23 protein-coding genes are annotated in these 20,992 nt (G+C 66.0%); 16 read left to right on the top strand and 7 right to left on the bottom strand.

Translation table 11 applies throughout. The features are described from left to right. Positions 1 to 5 precede the first annotated feature (5 nt). From AU195_RS00595 to AU195_RS00605, 3 genes are read right to left on the bottom strand one after another with little or no spacing between them, the layout of a single operon-like run. Positions 6 to 1,718 (bottom strand): nitric oxide reductase activation protein NorD, encoded by a 1,713-nt coding sequence (locus AU195_RS00595; RefSeq protein ID WP_059157116.1) that lies wholly within the window; start codon positions 1,716 to 1,718, stop codon positions 6 to 8. After that, positions 1,715 to 2,536, bottom strand: coding sequence for a CbbQ/NirQ/NorQ/GpvN family protein (locus AU195_RS00600; protein WP_059157117.1), 822 nt, complete (start codon positions 2,534 to 2,536; stop codon positions 1,715 to 1,717). Before AU195_RS00600 ends, AU195_RS00595 begins: the two co-directional genes overlap by 4 nt. Beyond that, complete coding sequence (locus AU195_RS00605; RefSeq protein ID WP_059157118.1) at positions 2,537 to 3,700, bottom strand: spirocyclase AveC family protein; 1,164 nt, start codon at positions 3,698 to 3,700, stop codon at positions 2,537 to 2,539. It abuts the gene before it with no gap. A gap of 133 nt (positions 3,701 to 3,833) precedes the next feature. Here AU195_RS00605 and AU195_RS00610 point away from each other — a divergent pair, with 133 nt between their 5' ends. Then, positions 3,834 to 4,436, top strand: a complete 603-nt coding sequence (locus AU195_RS00610; RefSeq protein ID WP_059157119.1) for a TetR/AcrR family transcriptional regulator — start codon at positions 3,834 to 3,836, stop codon at positions 4,434 to 4,436. Positions 4,437 to 4,440: 4 nt separating this feature from the next. On the opposite strand, the gene AU195_RS00615 is transcribed toward AU195_RS00610, so the two are convergent. Then, on the bottom strand, positions 4,441 to 5,610 hold the full coding sequence (locus AU195_RS00615) for a spirocyclase AveC family protein (RefSeq protein WP_059157120.1): 1,170 nt from the start codon (positions 5,608 to 5,610) through the stop codon (positions 4,441 to 4,443). A gap of 106 nt (positions 5,611 to 5,716) precedes the next feature. Between AU195_RS00615 and AU195_RS00620 the strand changes: the two genes are divergently transcribed. Both AU195_RS00620 and AU195_RS00625 read left to right on the top strand, forming a co-directional pair. Further along, a complete protein-coding gene (locus tag AU195_RS00620) occupies positions 5,717 to 6,325 on the top strand; it encodes a TetR/AcrR family transcriptional regulator (protein WP_059157121.1) in 609 nt (202 codons plus the stop codon). A gap of 97 nt (positions 6,326 to 6,422) precedes the next feature. Continuing rightward, entirely contained in the window at positions 6,423 to 7,553 is a 1,131-nt protein-coding gene (locus tag AU195_RS00625; RefSeq protein ID WP_502687305.1) for a cytochrome P450, read from the top strand. Here AU195_RS00625 and AU195_RS00630 read toward each other — a convergent pair. Next, on the bottom strand, positions 7,550 to 8,323 hold the full coding sequence (locus tag AU195_RS00630) for an emopamil-binding protein (RefSeq protein WP_059157123.1): 774 nt from the start codon (positions 8,321 to 8,323) through the stop codon (positions 7,550 to 7,552). The genes AU195_RS00625 and AU195_RS00630 overlap by 4 nt on opposite strands. A 4-nt stretch (positions 8,324 to 8,327) precedes the next feature. After that, a complete protein-coding gene (locus AU195_RS00635) occupies positions 8,328 to 9,809 on the bottom strand; it encodes an aldehyde dehydrogenase (RefSeq protein WP_059157124.1) in 1,482 nt (493 codons plus the stop codon). A 208-nt stretch (positions 9,810 to 10,017) separates the two neighbouring features. Here AU195_RS00635 and AU195_RS00640 point away from each other — a divergent pair, with 208 nt between their 5' ends. The 13 genes from AU195_RS00640 to AU195_RS00700 all read left to right on the top strand — a co-directional run bounded on the left by AU195_RS00640 (position 10,018) and on the right by AU195_RS00700 (position 20,291). Next, on the top strand, positions 10,018 to 11,283 hold the full coding sequence (locus AU195_RS00640) for an aromatic ring-hydroxylating oxygenase subunit alpha (protein ID WP_059157125.1): 1,266 nt from the start codon (positions 10,018 to 10,020) through the stop codon (positions 11,281 to 11,283). Position 11,284: 1 nt separating this feature from the next. Beyond that, positions 11,285 to 11,626 (top strand): hypothetical protein, encoded by a 342-nt coding sequence (locus tag AU195_RS00645; protein WP_059157126.1) that lies wholly within the window; start codon positions 11,285 to 11,287, stop codon positions 11,624 to 11,626. Then, on the top strand, positions 11,623 to 12,888 hold the full coding sequence (locus AU195_RS00650; protein ID WP_059157127.1) for a metal-dependent hydrolase family protein: 1,266 nt from the start codon (positions 11,623 to 11,625) through the stop codon (positions 12,886 to 12,888). Before AU195_RS00645 ends, AU195_RS00650 begins: the two co-directional genes overlap by 4 nt. 10 nt (positions 12,889 to 12,898) lie before the next feature. Then, positions 12,899 to 13,351 carry a MarR family winged helix-turn-helix transcriptional regulator gene (locus tag AU195_RS00655; RefSeq protein ID WP_059157347.1) on the top strand — a complete coding sequence of 151 codons (453 nt, stop codon included), beginning with the start codon at positions 12,899 to 12,901 and terminating at the stop codon, positions 13,349 to 13,351. Positions 13,352 to 13,591: 240 nt separating this feature from the next. Further along, complete coding sequence (locus tag AU195_RS00660; RefSeq protein WP_059157348.1) at positions 13,592 to 14,611, top strand: ferredoxin--NADP reductase; 1,020 nt, start codon at positions 13,592 to 13,594, stop codon at positions 14,609 to 14,611. A gap of 27 nt (positions 14,612 to 14,638) precedes the next feature. Next, positions 14,639 to 15,382, top strand: a complete 744-nt coding sequence (locus AU195_RS00665; RefSeq protein ID WP_059157128.1) for an SDR family NAD(P)-dependent oxidoreductase — start codon at positions 14,639 to 14,641, stop codon at positions 15,380 to 15,382. Between the two features lie 36 nt (positions 15,383 to 15,418). Further along, the gene (locus AU195_RS00670; RefSeq protein WP_059157129.1) at positions 15,419 to 16,678 is read left to right on the top strand and encodes an aromatic ring-hydroxylating oxygenase subunit alpha; all 1,260 of its coding nucleotides are present in this window, start codon (positions 15,419 to 15,421) and stop codon (positions 16,676 to 16,678) included. Positions 16,679 to 16,680: 2 nt separating this feature from the next. Then, entirely contained in the window at positions 16,681 to 17,016 is a 336-nt protein-coding gene (locus tag AU195_RS00675; protein WP_059157130.1) for a hypothetical protein, read from the top strand. Between the two features lie 20 nt (positions 17,017 to 17,036). Further along, positions 17,037 to 17,882, top strand: a complete 846-nt coding sequence (locus tag AU195_RS00680; protein WP_059157349.1) for a TauD/TfdA dioxygenase family protein — start codon at positions 17,037 to 17,039, stop codon at positions 17,880 to 17,882. Then, positions 17,879 to 18,409: a carboxymuconolactone decarboxylase family protein gene (locus AU195_RS00685; protein ID WP_059157131.1), complete on the top strand. Its 531-nt coding sequence runs from the start codon at positions 17,879 to 17,881 to the stop codon at positions 18,407 to 18,409. The genes AU195_RS00680 and AU195_RS00685 overlap by 4 nt, the downstream gene beginning before the upstream one ends. 94 nt (positions 18,410 to 18,503) lie before the next feature. Beyond that, positions 18,504 to 19,799 carry a cytochrome P450 gene (locus AU195_RS00690; RefSeq protein WP_059157132.1) on the top strand — a complete coding sequence of 432 codons (1,296 nt, stop codon included), beginning with the start codon at positions 18,504 to 18,506 and terminating at the stop codon, positions 19,797 to 19,799. Next, positions 19,796 to 19,987, top strand: coding sequence for a ferredoxin (locus AU195_RS00695; protein WP_059157133.1), 192 nt, complete (start codon positions 19,796 to 19,798; stop codon positions 19,985 to 19,987). Before AU195_RS00690 ends, AU195_RS00695 begins: the two co-directional genes overlap by 4 nt. A gap of 16 nt (positions 19,988 to 20,003) precedes the next feature. Beyond that, positions 20,004 to 20,291, top strand: coding sequence for a DUF1330 domain-containing protein (locus AU195_RS00700; protein WP_059157134.1), 288 nt, complete (start codon positions 20,004 to 20,006; stop codon positions 20,289 to 20,291). Positions 20,292 to 20,376: 85 nt separating this feature from the next. On the opposite strand, the gene AU195_RS00705 is transcribed toward AU195_RS00700, so the two are convergent. Continuing rightward, a complete protein-coding gene (locus tag AU195_RS00705) occupies positions 20,377 to 20,976 on the bottom strand; it encodes a TetR/AcrR family transcriptional regulator (protein WP_059157350.1) in 600 nt (199 codons plus the stop codon). Positions 20,977 to 20,992: the final 16 nt, after the last annotated feature.

Consider the following 20,992-nt stretch of genomic DNA (forward strand, 5'->3'; position numbering starts at 1 on the left):
CGTGTTCACACCCGCGCCGGCTTCGGCGCGGCGAGTTCGGCGAGCGCGGACATGAACAACTCGTCCATCTGCGGGCTCAACTCGGACAGCTCTGCCGCACTCGCGAAACTGGCCGAGCCGAAGACCCGTTCGAGCACATCGTCTTCGGTGCTGGCGCCGATGGACAGGCACAGGCAGGCGACGCCTTCGGACCGGAGCTCCTCGAGCGCCTTGTGCGCGTCGGCTTCCGCGTAGCGACCTTCGTAACCGTCGTCGTAGGGAAAGCCGTCCGAGAGGACGAGCAGCAGCCGATTCGGCGTGCCGGCCTGGTTCTTGAGAACCTCGCCCGCACCCCGTATTCCGGCGCCCAGGCGGGTGTAGCTCGCCGGTTCGAGTTGATTGAGCCGGGCCCGTCCGACGGCGCCGAAACTCTGGTCGAAGGTCTTGATGGCCGGCAGGTGCACAGCGTGGCGGCCCTGCGACCGAAAGGCGTATACGGCGACACGGTCACCGAGCTCTTCGAGCGTGACGGCCAGCGTGGCGGCCGCCCGTCGCTGGTGATCGTGCACCGCGAGGCCATCGGCGTCGGCATCGACGGCGGAACCGGATGCGTCGATCAGTATGAGGACGCCGAGATTGCGGGAGAGTTTGCGGCGCTCCAGGTAGACGTGTTCAGCTCCGGAGAAGCCGGACTGCAGATCGACGAAAAGGTCGATGAGCGCCTCGATGTCGAGGTCGTCCCCGTCGGCGCGGCCGCGCAGGACCTTCGGGCCGAGCCCGACGCGAGCCAGGCGGCGCCGAAGCACGTCGTCGTGCGCGACGCCGGCATCGGACACGTCGGCGGCCACGGTGAGCGGAAAGTCGATGACCCGGCACCAGTCGGGCTTGTACCGGTCGTTGAAGACATCCCACTCCGGATACAAGGCACCGCCCACGCCCACGGCGGCACCGGGCTTGCCGTCGTCGGTGAACCGAATCCGGGTGGGCAGGGGACGGGCGTTCGCGCCGATCTCCCGCACCCGCCGGGTGGAGCGAACCGTCATCTCCGCGCCCGCGGCGCCCTCTCCGGGGGATCGTCTACCGCCGAACATCTTGCGCATGTAGTCCGAGAGTGACTGGTTGTTGAAGATCGGGCTCTCGAAGAGCTTGAGGATCTTGCTGTCCTGGGCCTTTGGGCCGTCGTCGTCCTCGTCCTCCTCGTCGTCCGCGGACTCGGGCATGTCGATGGGGTCGAACTGAAGTTTGAGGTCGTTGGTGGTGGCCTGTCCGCCCGGTCCGGCGGGCGCGGCCGTCAGCCGGGAGGGCTTGATGACACCGAACCACTCCGGCGGGTCGGCGACCTGGGCTCGGCTCTTGGCCACCGCCAGTGACTCATCGGCGGTCGAGGTGATGGGCTGTGCGTCGGAAAGGAGGGCGGCATCGAGTGGGATCTGGTGCGCCAGTGCGGCGAGGACACGCCGGCCTTCGAGCGCCAGGTACCGGCGGGCCAGCACCGAACGGGCCCGCAGTCCCTTCACCAGCCGGGGCTCGAGGCTGCCCGCGCCGAGAAGTGCGGCCTGCACGATCATCTCGCGGCGTTGGTCGTCGACCGAACCATCGGCCGAGACGAAGATGAACAGGCCGTTGGTATGTGCCGGCTGGCCTGCCTGCGCCTCGGCCACCTCGACGGATCTGCCGGCGATGTAGGTGGCGAGGAAGCGGAACCGGTCAGGGTTGTCGTGGCCGGGAGTGTCGGTCACGTCGGGGGCAGGACGGTGTTGACGAGCTCATCGAGGGCGCGGATGACATCGTCGTCGTCGGAGAGCACCTGGACGACTGCCGCGTGGACGGCACTGCGCAGGTTCAGCCCTTCAGCCGCGAGGCCGCCGGCGAGGATCAGCATGCGGGTGGAGGACACCTCGCGCAACGGTGAGCCGTCGAGGTTCCGGATGGCGTACGCGAGCCTGACCAACGCACGCGCGGTGTCCGTGTCGATCCCGGCCTCGTAGGCGACCACCTCGGTCTCGACCTCGGGGGACGGATAGCCGAGCTCGATGGCGACGAAGCGCTGACGGGTCGACTCCTTGAGATTCTTCAGAACGCTCTGGTAGCCCGGGTTGTAGGAGATCACCAGCTGAAATCCCGGCGCGGCCCGCAGCGTCGTACCGAGCCGATCGACAGGCAGCTCACGGCGGTGATCGGCCAGCGGATGGATGACGACGGTGGTGTCCTGACGTGCCTCCACCACCTCGTCCAGATAGAAGATGGCTCCCTCGCGCACCGCGCGGGTCAGCGGCCCGTCCACCCAGACCGTCTCCCCGCCCTTCAAGAGGAATCGGCCGACCAGATCCGCCGACGTCATGTCCTCGTGGCCGGCGACGGTGATCAGCTCGCGGCCCAACTGGTGGGCCATCGCCTCGACGAAACGCGTTTTCCCGCAACCCGTCGGGCCCTTCAAGAGGACTGGCAGGCCTCGGCGGGCCGCGGCCCGGAAGACCTCCACCTCGTCGCGCACCGCACGGTAGAACGGCGCGTTCGACACGGGGGTGGCCACCGTAGAAGAAGAATTGTTCACCATTCATTTCCCCCGCTCGAGCGGAACGTTCGTCGGGAGCTGGACGCCCTCGGGCAGGACAAGCTCACCGTCGTGGTTGATGTATCCGGAATTCGTCAGGGGCATCGGTAGTGCCGGGTCGGGACACGGCCGGTCGGTGTCTTCTCCACAGATGCCCATCAGGAAGTACGACCGCTTCAGGATGTCCTCCGGCCAGGGATCCTGGTGCATGGCGAAGAACTGTGCCGGGATGTTGTAGAACACGAAGAAGAAGGCGCTGCACGCGGCGAAGATCGCGAGGAAGCGGGTGAGCTGTTGTTTCACGGCGCCACCTCGAACTTGGTCGATGCCCCGCTCGACGAACGTCCGGCCGCGGTCGTCGGTGAAGTAGCGCAAGCAGCACAGGCCGGCCTGCACGCCGCCCCACATCAGGCCTTCGTAGAGCGGCCACTGGTAGTAGGTGCCGGCGTTGACTGAAAGCGCCTGAATGGCTCCGGGATAGGTGAACAGTCCCATCGGCATGAGGAACAAGCCCTCGATGACGAAATCGAAGAAGAAGGTCCAGGCGATCACCACGCCGATCAGGCCGAAGGTGTTGATGTTGGGGAATCGCTTCTTGGCTAGACGCATCACTGCGCAGCCGAGCATGGTGCACAGCAGGACGAAGAAGTAGCCCGGGGCGTTCATCAGGACGGGTTCGGCCATCATGGCGCCCGGTTCCCCGTAGGACACCCACCCCGGAATGTCTTGGACCCATGAGCCCATGTTCCACATCCAGGTGTTGTAGGTGCTCCACGTGCTGAAGTAGTTCAGCAGCGGATCCTGGAACCACAGGAGGCCGCAGGACACGAACAGCATGCCGTCGAGGGTGATACGCCGCTCCCGGCGCCATGGCCGAATCAGGAACCACCAGATGGCAACCGGCATGCCGATCACGATCACGGCGGTCCAGGTGAACAGGATCGCCTTCATGAACGTCGGTGGATCGGTCGGCCCCGCGGGAACCCGCTCGAAGTGGGGCCCGGTGACCCACTTGCCCCACACGAACAGCTGGAAGGCGAGGATCAGCCCGCCGACCGTCGCCCATACCCGGATCGGGGTGATCTTCTTCTGAGGCTGCGTGCCGATCGACGCGCTGCTCAACGGTTCGGTGAGTGCGGGCTTCTTCCTGCTCGACAGATCGCTCACGACACTGGTTCCTCCGCACTCGTCGATCCCATAGAACTCAGAGCTCCTCCCGCAGTGGCCGCTGCGTCGAAAATATACCAACCGGTATCTGGATGACCAGTGGTTCGAAAAAAATCTGTGGCAAAATCGCCGCATGGTCGAGCCTTGGACGCGTGAACGACGCCTCGAGCGCACGCGCTCGCTGCTGCTGGATGCCGCAGAGCAGGTTTTCGCCGAAAGAGGTTTCATCCCAGCGACTCTCGACGACATCGCGAAGGCCGCGGGCTACTCCAAAGGCGCGATCTACAAATACTTCGCCACCAAAGAAGACCTGTTCCTGGCCGCGAGTGACCGGTACTGGCGCCGCTATTTCGACAACTTCGCCGAGGTGATGTCGTCGTCGGACCACATCGGGGCACGGGAGCTCGAAGACATCGGCGACCGCTGGCGTCAGTTGAGCCGTGAACGGGGCGCTGAGCATGCCGCGCTGGGCCTCGAGTTCAATCTCTACCTGCTGCGCAATCCGGAGGCGCGCGAACGCGTGGCGGCCAAGCGATCAGAGGTCGTCGAGCAGCTCGCGAAGTACATAGTCGACGGCATCGAAAGTCTCGGCGCGACACTGCTGATCCCTGCGACGACCTTCGCTCACATCATCATCGCCACGACCGACGCCGTCGAACTCGGCAGCCACCTGAACGACGTCGACCTCTACCAGCCGATCGTCGAAATGTACGTGTCGGCGGTCAAGATGCCCTGACCTCTCACCTGCCGGGTTCGATCGGAACGATCCGCGGCACCTCGGCGCCTTCCGGCAGCACGAGGTCGCCATCGTGGTTGATGTACCCTGAGTGCTTGGTCGGAAGTGGCAGTTCAGGATTCGGGCACGGTCGGTCGGTGCCGTCACCGCAGATGCCGGGATTGAAGTACGAGCGCTTCTGCACGTCTTCGGGCCACGCGTCGCCGTGCATGCCGAGCCATGTCGCCGGCACGTTGTAGAAGAGGAAGAAGCAGGCGCTGACACCCCCGAAGATCGCCAGGAAGCGGATGCCCTGTTGCTTCACGAATCCGCCTCGGATGCTGTCGAGGCCGCGTTCGACCACGGTGCGTCCTCGGTCGTCGGTGAAGAAGCGCAGGCAGCACAGCGCTGTCTGGACGCCACCCCACATCAGCCCTTCGTAAACGGGCCATTGGTAGTAGGTGCCGGCGTTGAACGACAACGACTGGATGGCGCCGGGGTAGGAGTAGAAACCGATCGGCAGGAGGATGAGCCCCTCCATGATGAAGTCGAAGACGAAGGCGATCGCATAGGTGACCATCACCAGCCTCAGATTGCTGATACCCGGCCATCGGTTCTTGATCTTGCGCATGATCGCGCATCCCACGATGGTGAGCAGCAGCACGCCGTACATGTAGCCGGGGATGTTGGTCAACAGCGGTTCGGGCACCGTGTGGCCCGGTTCCTCGTGTGCCACCCAGCCCGGAATGTGCGGCGCCCAGGAACCCTGGTTGAACAGCCATGCGTTGTATGTGCACCAGGTGCTGTAGTAATTGAGCATCGGGTCCTGGAACATCATCAGGCCCATCGAGACCAGCAGCATCCCGTCGAGCGTGATGCGCCTGTCCCGCACCCACGGCCGGATGATGAAGTACCACAACGCAAGTGGCAGGCCGATCCAGAGCACGACGGCGTTGGCGATCAGCGGGATCTTCATGTACAGCGGCGGCTCGCTCGGGCCCCCCGACACCGGCTCGAAGTACGGTCCGCTGACCCATCGGATGATCAGGTAGAGCGTCAGTGCCAGGAACACCGCGCCGACGGTCGCCCAGATCCTGATGGCATTCGACGATCTCGGGGGCACCGCGCCGAGGTCCGTGATGTGTCTGGCCGACTCGGTGACCGAGGACTTTCGCTTGTTCGACAACTCGCTCAAGACGCCTCCTGCACTCCGCGCGCGTACTCGCGCATTCGGCGCTAAGATACCAGCCGGTATCTGAATGTCCATAGGGTTTCTCAGATTCTTGTGGCACACTCTGAACATGGTCGAGCGTTGGACACGGGAACGACGGCTCGAGCACACTCGTTCCCTGCTGCTCGACGCCGCGGAGGACGTGTTCGCCGAAAAAGGTTTCGCGCCAGCCACTCTCGACGACATCGCGCACGCGGCCGGCTACACGAAGGGTGCCATCTACAAACACTTCGCCACCAAGGAAGACCTCTTCCTCGCGGTCAGTGACCGGTACTGGCGCCGCTACTTCGACAACTTCGCCGAAGTGATGTCGTCGGCCGAGCAGGTCGGGTCGCGCGAACTCGATGAGATCGCAGCACGGTGGCGGGAACTGAGCCGTGACCGCGGCGCCGAGCATGCCGCGCTGGGGCACGAGTTCGCGCTCTACCTGCTCCGTAACCCGGAGGCGCGCCGGCGCGTGGCCGAGAAGCGGTCCGAGGTCGTCGAGGCGCTCGCGGCTTTCATCGTCGAGGGTATCGACAGGCTCGGTGGCGCCTTGCTGATCTCCCCGCTGACCCTGGCCCAGGTCCTGGTCGCGACCAGCGATTCGGTTGTTCTGGGCAGCGAACTCGACGATGTCGACCTCTACCGGCCGGTCATCGAGATGTACATGTCCGCGATCAAACTGCCTGACAACTGAGCGAAGGCCGACGAAGGGAGCTCGGGTGACCATCACCGCGGCCGAGGGAATCTACTACGACCCGTGGGACGTCGAGCTGAACGCCGACCCGTATCCGATGTTCGGCCGGATCCGCGAACAGGCTCCGCTGTACCGCAACTCGGACCACGACTTCTACGCGTTGAGTCGGTTCGAGGACGTGAGCGCGGCGTTGGTCGACCATCAGACGTTCAGCTCGGCGCGCGGGGCAGTTCTCGAGATCGTCCAGTCCGGCATGGAGATCCCGCCGGGAACTCTGGTCTTCGAGGACCCGCCACTGCACGACATCCACAGGAACCTGTTGTCTCGGGCGTTCACGCCGCGCAAGATCAACGCACTCGAGCCGAAGATTCGCGAGCTCACCCAGCGCTGTCTCGACCCGCTTGTCGGAGGGGATCACTTCGACTTCGTCACGAACCTCGGCTCGGTCATGCCGATGCGTGTGGTCGGGATGTTGTTCGGCATCCCGGAGAAATACCAGCAACTCGTCGCCGAAGACGGCGACAAGCACGTGCGTGTCGAGCGTGGCCGATCGATGACCGACAATCCGGACGGCGCCATCACCGACGGGGAGGTGTTCGCCGAGTTCATCGACTGGCGGCGGGAGCACCCGGCCGACGACCTGACCACCGAACTGCTCAACGCCGAGTTCGAGGACGAAACCGGCACCGTCCGCACGCTTCACCGCGACGAACTGCTCATGTTCATGAACGTCGTCGCGGTCGCCGGTGCTGAGACGACCACGCGCCTGATCGGTTGGTCGGGCAAGCTGTTGTCCGACCATCCCGAACAACGGCGGCGACTCGCGGCCGATCGCGCGCTCCTGCCGGGGGCGATCGAAGAGATCCTGCGCTACGAACCGCCTGCGCTGCAGGCGGCACGCTACGTCACCCGTGACGTGCACTATCACGGGCAGACGGTGCCGGCGGGCGCGGCGATGCTGATGCTCATCGGCGCCGCCAACCGCGACCCGCGCCGATTCGGCGAGGCCGCCGACAGTTTCGACATCACCCGCCCGGTCCGCCAGCACCTGACCTTCGGGGTGGGCGCGCACTACTGTCTGGGCAATGCGCTCGCACGTCTCGAGGGCCGGATTGCGCTGGAGGAGATACTGATCCGATTCCCGGACTGGGAGGTCGACATCGACAACGCCGTGATGTCACCGGCATCGGCGGTGCGGGGCTGGGACAGCATGCCCGCCCGTATCTAGCCGGTTGCGGCCACGGCGCCCGCCCGCCGCGTCAGATAGTCGATCTGCAGATGGATCGCGTAGAGGACCAGGGGCGGCAGCACGATGAACGGGACGTTCTCGGCGACGAACTTGAACCACAGGCCGTACGCACCCTGACCGATGTCGGCGAAACCCGCACCCACCTCGGAGATGAAATACACGGCGGTGCTGCTCATCAGCACCGCGCATCCGGTGAATGCGCCCCAGAGACAACGGATTCGGGACTCATCGGGCAAGTCCGGGTTGATCAGCCGGAACCACAGCGCGAACACGACGGCACCGGTGGTCACCCCGACCACCTCGAGGCCGAACATCCACGGATTGCCGCTGACGTAGCGGGTGTCGGCAAGGGCGTACTGCCACCAGAGCCATTTCCACCCCGGGTCCGCCGTCGGCGTCCACCAGCCGAGTGGATGGCCGATGAGGAACATCAGCTCGTAGCCGATCTGGCTGCACGCGGTGAAGGGGATGTAGAACAGCGTCAGTTCGGCCGCCTTGTCGAGGCGGGTGCGGTGCTCGCCGGGCGCATCCCACAGGATGACGAGCGGCACCACGAGCACGGGGACACCGAAGAGCAGGTTGGCGATGACGTCCGACGTCAATGTCGGTGCGATCAGGCCGAACTGGACTGCGACGGTCATCCCCACGAACACCGCGCCCGTCAGCAGCGCGACGCCGAGATAGACCCGTGCTCGGTGCGGCGCGACCGGCCGGGCGAAGTTCGGCTCGCGGGTGTGCAGTGTGGTCATCGCGTCACGCTCCCTTGCCCGCCGTCGCCGACGCCGGGTCCTGTCTCGCCGCCACGGAGATCGACTTGGTGTCGGTGTAGCCGTCGAGGCCCTCGCGGCCGAGTTCACGGCCGTAGCCGCTGCCCTTCACGCCACCGAACGGCGCGAACGGGTCCATCGTGTAACCCTGATTGACGCCGAAGGTTCCGGTACGGATCCGAGCCGCCACGCCGAGACCGCGTTCGGTGTCTTCGGTGAACACTGAACCGGCGAGTCCATAGTCGCTGTCGTTGGCGATGCGGACCGCCTCGTCCTCATCGCTGTAGGGGATGACGGTCAATACAGGGCCGAAGATCTCCTCGCGGGCGATGGTCATGGAGTTGTCGGCCCGATCGAACAGCGTCGGCTTGACGTACCAGCCGCGGTCCAGCCCGTCGGGCATCCCGGGGCCGCCGGTGACCAGCCGCGCGCCTTCGCCTCGGCCCGCGTCGATGTACCCCCGCACGCGCTCCTGCTGACGCTTCGCAACCAGAGGGCCCACCTGGGTGGCGGCGTCGGTCGGGTCGCCGACGACCAATGAACTCATTTCGGCGGCCAGTGCGTCGGTGAACTCGTCGGCTCGGCCGGTGGGCACCAGGATCCGCGTGAGGGCGTTGCAGATCTGCCCGCTGTTGCTCAGGCTGGCCGACCGCACGGCGGCGGCTACGGCGCCGGGGTCGGCGTCGGGCAGCACGATGGCGGCGGACTTGCCGCCGAGTTCCAGGCTGACGCGCTTGAGATCGCCCGCGCAGGCGGCGGCAACGGCTTTGCCCGCCGCTGTCGATCCGGTGAAAGACACCTTGTCCACGCCGGGATGCCTGACGAGGTGCTCGCCCACGGCGCCGCCGCCGGGCAGCACGCTCACCACACCCGTCGGAAGGTCCGATTCGGCGATCATCTCGGCGAGCAGGAGCGCATCGAGCGGGGACTCGGGGGCCGGCTTGAGAACCACGGCGCAGCCGGCCAGCAGCGCCGGGATCAGCTTGGTGACGATGAGGAACTGCGGCATGTTCCACGGCACGATCGCGGCGACGACGCCGACCGGCTCGCGGCGGATGTGGACATCGGCGCCGTACATCCCTGGCCGGACCTCGTGCCATGGATAGCACTCGGCGAGATTGCAGAAAGCGGTCATCATCATCCAGGGCAGACCGACCTGAGCGCGCTGCGCGAAGCTGGTCGGCGCACCGATCTCGGAGGTGATGGCCTCGGCCATCGCCGCGCGACGCTCACCGTAGAGCTCGGCCAGGCGCCGAATCGTCGCGATGCGCTCGGCCGGATCGAGCCGCGGCCACGGCCCGGAGTCGAATGCCTCCCGCGCGGCCGCGACGGCCCTGTCGACGTCGTCCGGCCCCGCGGTCGCCACCTGGGCCACGGCTTGCTCGGTGTGGGGGGAGATCACCTCGATGCGCTGCCCGGTGCTCGCTTCCGACCACCTGCCACCGATGAACAGCTCATCCGGACGCACCTGTTCGACTCCCTTCCGTGCGACGGCACCAAGCAGTATCAACTACTTGCGATTGTGAGCTGAAGCATATACCGTCGGCGCAGCAGGTCCCCGTGAAATCCTCCAAAGAGCAATGCCGAGTGGCTGATTGCCGACCGGCGGGAAATCAGCGATGCGCGGGGTGCGCGTGCGGTATGACTGGACCTGACCGCGTGGATAGGAGAAGCCCATGGCCCGATTCCCCAAGCCGCCGGAAGGCAGCTGGACTCAGCACTATCCCGAGCTGGGTACCGATCCGGTGTCCTATGAGGACTCGATCAGCCCCGAGTTCTACGAGATCGAGCGTCAAGCGGTGTTCAAGCGCGCCTGGCTGAATGTCGGACGCGTGGAACAGATTCCGCGCAAGGGCAGCTACTTCACCAAGGAGCTGAAGGTCGCGAACACGTCGATCATCGTCGTCCGCACGACGTCCGGCGAGGTGAAGGCATACCACAACATCTGCCGCCACCGCGGCAACAAACTGGTTTGGAACGACATGCCGCTCGAGGAGACCAGCGGAGTCTGCCGGCAGTTCACCTGCAAGTACCACGCCTGGCGCTACGACCTGGACGGCAACCTGACCTTCGTGCAGCAGGAGGGCGAGTTCTTCGACCTCGACAAGAGCCGCTACGGGCTGGTGCCCGTCCACTGCGACGTGTGGGAAGGCTTCATCTTCGTCAACTTCGCCAAGGAGCCCGAGCAGTCGCTGCGCGAGTTCCTCGGGCCGATGATCACCAATCTCGAGGGCTATCCGTTCGACAAGATGACCTCGCGGTTCTACTACCGGTCCGAGGTCAAGGCCAACTGGAAGCTCTACATGGACGCGTTCCAGGAGTTCTACCACGCACCGGTGCTGCACGCGAACCAGTCGCCGACCGCCTATTCGAAGGCCGCCGCCGAGGCGGGTTTCGAGGCGCCGCACTACCGCATCGAGGGGCCGCACCGGCTCGTCAGCACCTCGGGTGTGCGCGCCTGGGAGATGGCCGACGAGATGCGCAAGCCGATCGAGGACATCTGCCAGAGCGGTCTGTTCGGTCCCTGGGACAAACCGGATCTGGGGGAGATGCCGCCCGGACTCAACCCGGCGAAATGTGATCCGTGGGGCCTGGATTCGTTCCAGCTGTTCCCCAACTTCGTGATCCTGTTCTGGGGGCAGGGCTGGTACCTGACCTATCACTACTGGCCTACGTCGCACAACACACACATCTTCGAGGGCACGGTGTACTTCCCGCAGCCGCGCACGCCTCGCGAGCGCATCGCCCAAGAACTCGCTGCGGTGTCGTTCAAGGAGTACGGGCTGCAGGACGCCAACACGCTCGAGGCCACGCAGACCATGGTCGAGTCGCGGGTCATCGATGAGTTCCTGTTGTGCGACCAAGAGGTGCTGATCCGTCACCTGCACAAGGAGACGGCGGCCTGGGTCGAGGACTACCAGCGCAAGACGGCAGGGGTGTGACGTGACCGCGACGACGACGACGAAACTGCCACCCGAATTCGCTGACCTGGAACAGTTCTCCGACTGGTGCCTTCCGACAGAGGCAGAGCGCTACGCCAAGCGGTTGTCCAGCACGATGCAGGAACTGCAGGCCTTCTACGACGCGATCACCGCGCGCGCCGAAGAGGCCATCGCGTACTGCGACAAGTTCTCGCTTGACGAACTGCCCGAGGACGTTCTCAACCTGATGCATCTGCTGTACTCGATGATCCAGGCTTCGTTCCCGGTGGAGTGCTGGAAGCAACCGAAGGTTCCCGACTCCGGCGCCACATCGCTGGACTGCGTCGACGAACCGGTGCCGTGACCGAACAGACAGTTCTGCGGGCGGCGCGCTGGGGCGATGTCGATACCGGCGAGGTGCGCTCGCCTGCCGTGGTGGTCATCGAGGGCAACCGCATCACGGCGGTGAACCCTGCGCAGCCGCCGGCGGATCCGGCCGTCGACATCGACCTCGGCGATGTCACCCTGCTGCCCGGCCTGATGGACATGGAGCTCAACCTCCTCATCGGCGGGCCCGGCGGACCCGAAGGGCTGCCCAGCCCGATGCACGGTGTGCAGGATGACCCCGCGTACCGCACGCTGCGCGGTGCGGTCAACGCCCGCACCACGCTGGAGGCCGGGTTCACCAGCGTTCGCAACCTCGGCCTCATGGTCAAGACGGGCGGTTACCTGCTCGACGTCGCCCTGCAGCGAGCGATCGATCAGGGCTGGCACGTCGGCCCGCGGATCTATTCGGCCGGACACGCGGTGACCCCGTACGGCGGGCACCTCGACCCGACCGTGTTCCAGCGCCTCGCGCCGGGCATCATGCCGTTGTCGGTGGCCGAGGGCATCGCCAACGGCGTCGACGAGGTCCGCGCCTGCGTGCGTTACCAGGTCCGCCACGGCGCCAAGCTGATCAAGGTGTCGGCGTCCGGCGGTGTGATGTCGCACAGCACCGCTCCGGGCGCCCAGCAGTACTCCGACGACGAGTTCGCAGCTATCGCCGACGAGGCGCACCGCGCCGGGGTCAGGGTGGCCGCCCATGCGGTGGGCGACAGCGCCATCCGCGCGTGCATCAAGGCCGGGATCGACTGTATCGAGCACGGCTTCCTCGCCAGCGACGACACCATCAAGATGATGGCCGACACCGGGACTTTCCTCGTGTCGACCACCTACCTGACCCAGGCCATGGCGATCGACCGCATCGCACCGGAACTGCGGAAGAAGGCCGAGGTGGTCTTCCCGCGGGCGCAGGCCATGCTGCCCAAGGCGATCGAGGCCGGCGTGCGGATCGCCTGTGGCACGGACGCTCCCGCGATCCCGCACGGTCAGAACGCCAAAGAACTCTGCGCGCTCGTCGAGCGCGGCATGACGCCGATGCAGGCGATCCGCGCCGCCACCGTGACCAGCGCCGAGTTGATCGAGGCCGACGACGAACTGGGTCGCCTGAAGCCGGGATACCTCGCCGACATCATCGCCGTACCGGGTGATCCGTCGAAGGACATCACCACTACGCTCGATGTGTCATTCGTGATGAAGGACGGCCGCGTCTATCGTCACGACGGGGGTGACCGCAGTGGCTGAGGACGTGGGCATGGAGCTCGATGACAACATTCTGTGGCACCTCAAGCAGGCGTGGTACTTTTCGCTCACCGCGGTCAACGAGGCGGTCAGCCAGCACGGGGTCAGCACGGCGCAGATCGGTGTGCTGCGCCAACTCACCAACGAACCCGGCCTGTCGGGAGCCGAACTGGCGCGCCGGATGCTGATCACCCCGCAGGGCGTGCAACTGGCGGTCAAAGCGCTCGAGCAACGGGGGCTCGTCGAGCGCAAACCCGACCCTCAGCACGCGCGGATACTGAAGGCGTATCTGACCGAAGAAGGCCGCGAGATCGCCACCGCGGTTGTCAGCGACGCGATCGCCGCCCACGAGGCGGTCTTCGGGGTGCTCACTCCCGACGAACAGCGCACGCTGCGCGACCTGTTGGCGCGGGTCGTCGAGAAGGGCACCGGGCACACGCTGGTCGACGACCACATCGGTGACTAGCTGTTCGAATGCCGACTCGATAAGGGTCGACCCCCGGCCGCCACGCGACGATGTCCGAGTCGGTGCGTTGTTGATGGTCGAGGTCGTTATCTCGGTGCCATCGGCGCCGTGCCCCAGGGAAGACGCGGTACGGCCGCCCAGTAACACGTTCACGCGCGAATCCTGACCACGCGCACCTGAATCGGCGCGGAGAGCACGCCCCCTTGAAATCAATCACAAGTACTTGATACTCTGATGGCGATGTCCGAAGAAGCCCTCGAGTTCGCGCCGTTGCGCATCAAACGAGTCGTGCGGGAGACCAGTGACTCGGTGTCCCTGGTTCTCGACGTCCCCGCGGACTGCTCACACCGGTTCCGCTACCGGGCCGGTCAGTTCCTGACCCTGCGAGTGAAGGTTGCCGGGGACGACCACCGACGCTGTTACTCGATGTCGTCATCCCCGCACAATGGCGAGGAACTCCGGATCACCGTCAAGCGCGATCCGGGCGGGCTGGTCTCCAACTATCTGAACGACACCGCGGCGGCGGGGGTGGAGATCCATGCCCTGCCTCCCGAAGGTCGGTTCGTGCTGAGCGAATCCGACCGCGACATCGTCGCATTCGCCGGCGGCAGCGGCATCACGCCGATCTTCTCGCTCATCGGTTCGGCCCTGGTGGGCACCGACAGGCACATCACGTTGTTCTACGCCAACAGAAGTCGCGACTCGGTGATCTTCGGTGAGTCGCTCGATGCCCTCGCCGAAGCCCACCCGGACCGGTTGGCGGTCACTCAGCACTTCGACGAAGAGTCCGGCGTCGTGCAGGCCGCCGCGATCGAAGCGCTCATCGGCACCGGCCGCGACGCCGACTACTACATCTGCGGCCCGGCGCCGTTCATGGACACCGTCGAGGGGACGCTGCTGAACGGCGGCGTCTCCCGGGACCGACTGCATCTCGAGCGGTTTCAGGTGGCCGCCGTGCCGAGCGACGCCGTGAATGCCACCGAACAGACCGAAGAAGTGGTCATCGAGCTCGACCGTAAGACCGTCAAGGCGCCGTACCGGGCGGGCAACACGCTGCTGCAGACGGCTCGGGTCGCGGGTCTGCGCGCTCCGTCTTCCTGCGAAACCGGTTCGTGCGGAACGTGTATGGCGCGCATCGAGTCCGGCAGCGCCAGGATGCTCAACAATGACGCGCTCGACGACGACGAAGTGGCCGAAGGTTGGGTGCTGACGTGTCAGTCCCTGCCGACGAGCCGAACAGTCCACGTGGTCTACGAGTAGAGGTGGTTGGTTGATGGGGTCGATTCGATGAGCCGGGTGGCGGTCGTGACCGGCGGCGCGTCCGGGATGGGCGAGGCGACGTGCCGCGAGCTCGGCAGGCGCGGGCACAAGGTCGCAGTGCTGGATCTCAACGGCGAAGCGGCGCAACGGGTCGCCGAAGAGCTACGCGCCGATGGCGTGACCGCATTGGGGGTCGCGGCCGACGTCAGCGATCGCGCCGCTGTCGAAGATGCCTTCGCCAAGGTGCGCACCGAACTCGGGCCGGTGCACATACTGGTCACGAGCGCGGGTGCGGTCGATTGGTCGCCGTTCACCGAGATCAGCGTCCGGGCGTGGCAGCGGCTCGTCGACGTGAACCTGACCGGAACATTCCACTGCTGTCAGGTCGCGGTGCCCGACATGCTGGAGGCGGGCTGGGGGCGGATCGTGATGATCTCGTCGTCGAGCGCTCAGCGCGGCTCGCCCGGGATGGCGCACTATGCGGCCTCGAAAGGTGCACTGCTGTCGCTCACCCGGTCGCTCGCCCGCGAGTACGGGCCGGTCGGCATCACGGTCAACAACATTCCGCCGTCGGCCATCGAGACGCCGATGCAGCACGCCGGCCAAGCCGCAGGATTCCTGCCGTCCAACGAGCAGATGGCGGCGAGCGTTCCGCTGGGCCACCTCGGGACCGGTGACGACATCGCCGCCGCGGTCGGTTTCCTGTGCTCGGAGGAGGCCGGCTTCATCACCGGCCAAACCTTGGGCGTCAACGGTGGATCAGTGATGTGATGACTCGCAACAGATCTCAACGACAGGGAGGTTCGCATGGGGAAGTGGCCTAAGCCGGCCGAGGGAAGCTGGACCGAGCACTACCCGGAGCTCGGCACCAGCCCGATCTCGTTCCGCGATTCGATCTCCCCGGAGTTCTACGAACTCGAGCGTGAGGCGGTCTTCAAGCGGGCCTGGCTCAACGTCGGCCGGGTCGAGGAGTTGCCGCGCGTCGGGAGCTACCTCACCAAGGAGATCGATGCCGCCAGGACGTCCGTGATCGTCGTAAAGGGTAAGGATCAACATATCCGGGCGTTCTACAACGTATGCCGCCACCGCGGAAACAAGTTGGTGTGGAACGACTATCCCAACGAAGAGGTCAAGGGCACCTGCCGCCAGTTCACGTGCAAGTACCACGGGTGGCGCTACGACCTGAAAGGCGAACTGACCTTCGTTCAGCAGGAGGGTGAGTTCTTCGGCCTGGACAGCTCGCAGTACGGCCTGAAGCCGGTGAACTGCGATGTCTGGAACGGCTTCATCTTCATCAACCTGGACCCCGAACCGCGGTGGAGCCTGCGCGAGTTCCTCGGGCCGATGATCACCGCGCTCGACGACTACCCGTTCCATCTGATGACCGAGCGCTACGAATTCGAGGCGCAGAACAACAGCAACTGGAAGATCTTCGCCGACGCGTTCCAGGAGTACTACCACGTGCCGTCGCTGCACTCCCAGCAGGTGCCCAGCGCGGTGCGCCAGCCGAACGCGACGTTCGAGTGCGGCCACTTCCAGATCGACGGTCCGCACCGCCTGGTGTCCACTGCCGGCACCCGGCGCTGGCTGCTCGACCCGGAGTTCATGTACCCCGTCGAACGGACCACACGCAGCGGGCTGGTGGGGCCGTGGCGCACTCCCGAGACGCACCAGTCGGCCGGCCTGAACCCGGGCGGGATCGAACCGTGGGGAATCACCAACTTCCAGATCTTCCCGAACCTCGAGATCCTCATCTATCACGGTTGGTATCTGCTCTACCGCTACTGGCCGACCTCGCACAACACCCACAAGTTCGAGGCGTACAACGCATTCCACCCGGCGCGCACGGTGCGCGAACGCATCGAGCACGAGGTCGCGTCCGTCGTGCTCAAGGAGTTCGCGCTGCAGGACGCCGGGATGCTCGGCGGCACGCAGGCGGCGCTGGAGTACGACATCGTCGACGACTATCCACTTAGCGACCAGGAGATCCTCGTGCGCCACCTGCACCACGAGGCCGTCAAGTGGGTCGAGGAGTACAAGGCCGAGCGCAGTCCGGTGGGGGTGTGACGATGACCGAAGTACGCCTACCCAGCGCCTTCGCCGAGTTCGAACCGTTCGCCGAGAAGTGGTGCCTGCCAACCGAAGCCGAGCGGTGGGAGACCCGGTTGGCCACCCCCATGCCCGAGATCCGTGAGTTCTACGACGCGTTCACCCCTCGCTTCGAGGAGGCGATCGACTACTGCGACAAGTTCCCGCTCGACGACGTGCCCGACGATGCGCTGAACCTGCTGCACCTCATCTACTCGATGATCATGGTCTCGATGGCTGTCGAGATCTTCGGCACGCAGAAGCCCGCCGACTCCGCCGACGCCGTGATGCACCGCGTCAGCGCGCCGGTGCCATGACGACCGGAACGGAAACCACCATGACTGTGTTGACGATCAACAAGCTCACCGCATCGGTCGGCGCGGAGGTGACCGGCCTGGATCCGGAGGCGCTGGCCGCCGACGAGGCGCTGGGCGCCGCGGTGCTCGACGCGCTGGAAGACAATGGCGTGCTGGTGTTCCCGGGCCTGCACCTCGACCCGCAGGCGCAGGTGGCGTTCTGCCGGCGCCTCGGCGAGGTCGACCACTCCTCCGACGGGCACCACCCGGTGGCGGGCATCTACCCCGTGACCCTGGACAAGTCGAAGAACTCCTCGGCGGCGTATCTGCGCGCGACGTTCGACTGGCACATCGACGGATGCACACCCACCGGTGACGAGTACCCCCAGATGGCCACGGTGCTCTCGGCTCTGCAGGTGGCCGAGAGCGGCGGGGAGACCGAGTTCGCCAGCTCCTACGGCGCCTACGACCACCTCGACGACGACGAGAAGCAGCGCCTGGCGTCGCTGCGGGTGGTGCACTCACTGGAGGCCTCGCAGCGCCGCGTCACGCCCGATCCCTCACCGGAGTTGGTGGCGCGGTGGCGGTCTCGCCCGACACACGAACACCCCCTCGTGTGGACGCACCGCAGCGGCCGCAAATCGCTGGTGCTCGGGGCCTCCGCGGACCACATCGTCGGGATGGACCTCGACGAGGGTAGGGCGCTGCTGGCCGAACTGCTCGACCGCGCCACGCAACCCGAACTCGTCTACAGCCACACCTGGTCGGTGGGTGACACCGTCATCTGGGACAACCGAGGTGTGCTGCACCGCGCGGCGCCGTACCCGGAGAACTCACCGCGGGAGATGTTGCGCACCACCGTGCTCGGCGACGAACCGATCCAGTGACACGCCTGACGCCACTGCCGCCCGATCGATGGGACGACGACGTCCGCGAAGCGCTGAGCCCGCTGCTCGGCGCCGACCGGGCCAATCCGCGCGACGCCGGCAACGTGCTGGCCACCCTGGTCCGGCATCAGCCGCTCACCCGGGCGTACCTGGAGTTCAACGCCTACCTCCTGCGGGGGTCGACGCTCACGCCGCGGATGCGGGAGGTGGCGCTGATGCGTGCGGTCATGTGGCGGCGGTGCGACTACCTGTGGGACCACCACGTCGTACTCGCGCAACGCGCCGGGCTGACACCCGAGGAGATCGACGGCATCCGCGGTGGCATCATGCGTGACGAGCTGGACGGACTGGTGATCCGGGTGGTCGACGAACTCGAGCGCGACAGCACCATCTCCGACGGGACGTGGGGCGCGCTGCGCGGTCACCTCGACGAACGCCAGTGCATGGACCTGGTGTTCACGGTCGGCGGATACCACCTGCTCGCGCTCGCGGTGAACTCCTTCGGCATCGAGCCCGAGGACCATTGACCACCCGTTCGTTGACGTCGCATCGCCGGTATGAAAACCTGATACGCAAAGATGAGAATCACGTTCTCGCTTCTGGGATCGAATGGAGCAGCGCATGGCGGAGGACCTCACCTCGGTTGACTTCTTCCGGGACGGTCGACTGACCGACGACCCCTACCCGTTCTATGCCGCGCTCCGCGACAAATGCCCGGTGACCCGCGAGGACCACTACGGCGTCACCATGGTCACCGGCTGGCAGGAGGCGGTCGACGTCTACAACGACGCGGAGACCTTCTCGTCGTGCATCTCGGTGACGGGGCCGTTCCCCGGATTCCCGATCTCGCTGGAGGGCCGCGACGGGGACGAAGTCACCGAGCTCATCGAGAAGCACCGCGACGAGATCCCGTTCAGCGACCAGCTGCCGACGCTGGACCCGCCGACGCACACCAACCATCGGGCCCTGCTCATGCGGTTGATCACGCCCAAGCGCCTCAAGGAGAACGAGGATGCGATGTGGCAGCTGGCCGACGACATCCTTGACGAATACCTGGCCGCCGGCGAGGGCGAGTTCATCAAGGGGTTCGCGGCACCGTTCACGCTGCGGGTGATCGCGGATCTGCTCGGGGTGCCCGAGGAGGACCGGCCGGAACTCCTCGAACGGCTCGCGCGGGGTACCCACGGCGGCGCGCTGGGCAGCGCCGACAAGGCGTTGACGAAGACGCCGCTGGAATACCTGTACGACGTCTTCGCCGAATACGTGGAGGACCGCAGGCGTGAACCCCGTGAGGACGTGCTGACCGGGCTGGCGACGGCGACCTTCCCGGACGGCACCATGCCCGAGGTGGGCGATGTCGTGCGGGTGGCGACGAATGTCTTCTCGGCCGGTCAGGAGACGACGGTCCGGCTGCTGTCGACCGCGCTGAAGGTGATGGGGGACCAGCCCGAGATCCAGCGCGCGCTGCGCGAGGACCGCAGCCTGCTACCGAACTTCATCGAGGAGTGCCTGCGCATCGAGAGCCCCGTCAAGGGCGACTTCCGGCTCTCGCGGGTGCCCGTCACCGTCGGCGACGAGACGCTCGCCGCGGGCACGACCCTGATGGTGATCAACGGCGCGGCCAACCGCGATCCACGCCGCTTCGAGGACCCGGACACCTTCGACCCGCAGCGCAAGAACGCGCGCCAGCATCTGGCGTTCGGCCGCGGCATCCACAGCTGCCCGGGAGCACCGCTGGCACGTGCGGAGACCCGCGTCGGCCTCGAGCGCCTGCTCGACCGCACGACCGACATCCGGATCAGCGAGGCGCACCACGGACCGGCCGGCGAGCGCCGCTACGACTACATCCCGACCTACATCCTGCGCGGTCTCACCGAGCTGCACCTGGAGTTCGACGTGACGGGGGAGAAGGCGTGAAGGTCGCCGTCGACGAGACCCGCTGTGCCGGACACGGTATGTGTCTGACGCTGTGCCCCGAGGTGTTCGAGATGACCGACGACGGGTGGGCGGTCGCCGACCCGGGCGAGGTGCCGGACGAACTCGAAGGAGCCGTGCGCGAGGCCATCACGAACTGCCCTGAACGAGCCATCGCCGAAATCGACTGAACTGCAAGGAGACACAGTGCCCAAGGCTTACATCCTGATCACCGAAGACGTCAAGGATCCGGCCGGTATGGCCGAGTACGGCAAGCTCGCTGCGCAGACCATGGCAGGTTCGACGCTGCTGGCGTTCGATCCGAAGCCGGAGGCGATCGAAGGCGAATGGCACGGCACCCAGACGGTGCTGCTGGAATTCGAATCCGAAGAGGCCGCCCGCGAGTGGTACTACTCCGACGCCTATCAGGAGGCGGTCAAGCTGCGCCAGGCCGCCGCCGACTGCAACGGCGTCATCCTGCACGGCATCGGCTGACATTCCGCCGAAACAGCATTCCCTGTCGTCAAGAACGTGGCTCGACGACAGGGAATGCTGTTTCGCGGGCGGGGTGGCGACGTCGCTACTGCCCGGTCCTGACGCAGGACATGACCAGCTCGAGGTAGGGGCGGTAGAGGTCTTCGCCGTCGAGATGGCTCTCGAGGGTGATTCCGTCGTTTGCGGCCAACACGATCCGGGCCAGTGTCTCGGGATCCATGGTGAGCGTGCCCCCGATGCGCGCGATGTTCTTGCTGATGAATTCGCTGAGCGCACGGATCGTCTCGAGACGTTGAGCGGCCACGCGTTCACGCGCATCGGGGTTGCGCAACAGGAACAACGTCAGCTCGTACCCCAGCGCCGCCCGGTCGGTCCCGCTGCTCAGTTCGCGCCACCGCTCGGCGAGCTCGTCGATGTCGACGTCGCCGAGGCTGTGAAAGGACATCATCACTTCGGCGAAACCGTCGAGGAAGCGCTGACGTTGGCGGTCGACGACCGCGAGGAACAGCGTCTCCTTGGCACCGAACTGCGAGTAGATGGCCCCCCGGGTGAACCCCGCGGCGTCGGCGATCTCCTCGAGCGCGGCGCCGGTCAGACCCCGACGGGCGAAGACTTCCTCGGCGGCGTCCAACAGGATCTGGCGGGTGTGCTCGATCCGGCGCTCCTTGGTCCAACGTTCAGCCACGCAGCTCATCCTTCCA

Origin of the sequence: Mycobacterium sp. IS-1496 (assembly GCF_001499995.1) — a bacterium.
Taxonomy (GTDB): Bacteria; Actinomycetota; Actinomycetes; order Mycobacteriales; family Mycobacteriaceae; genus Mycobacterium.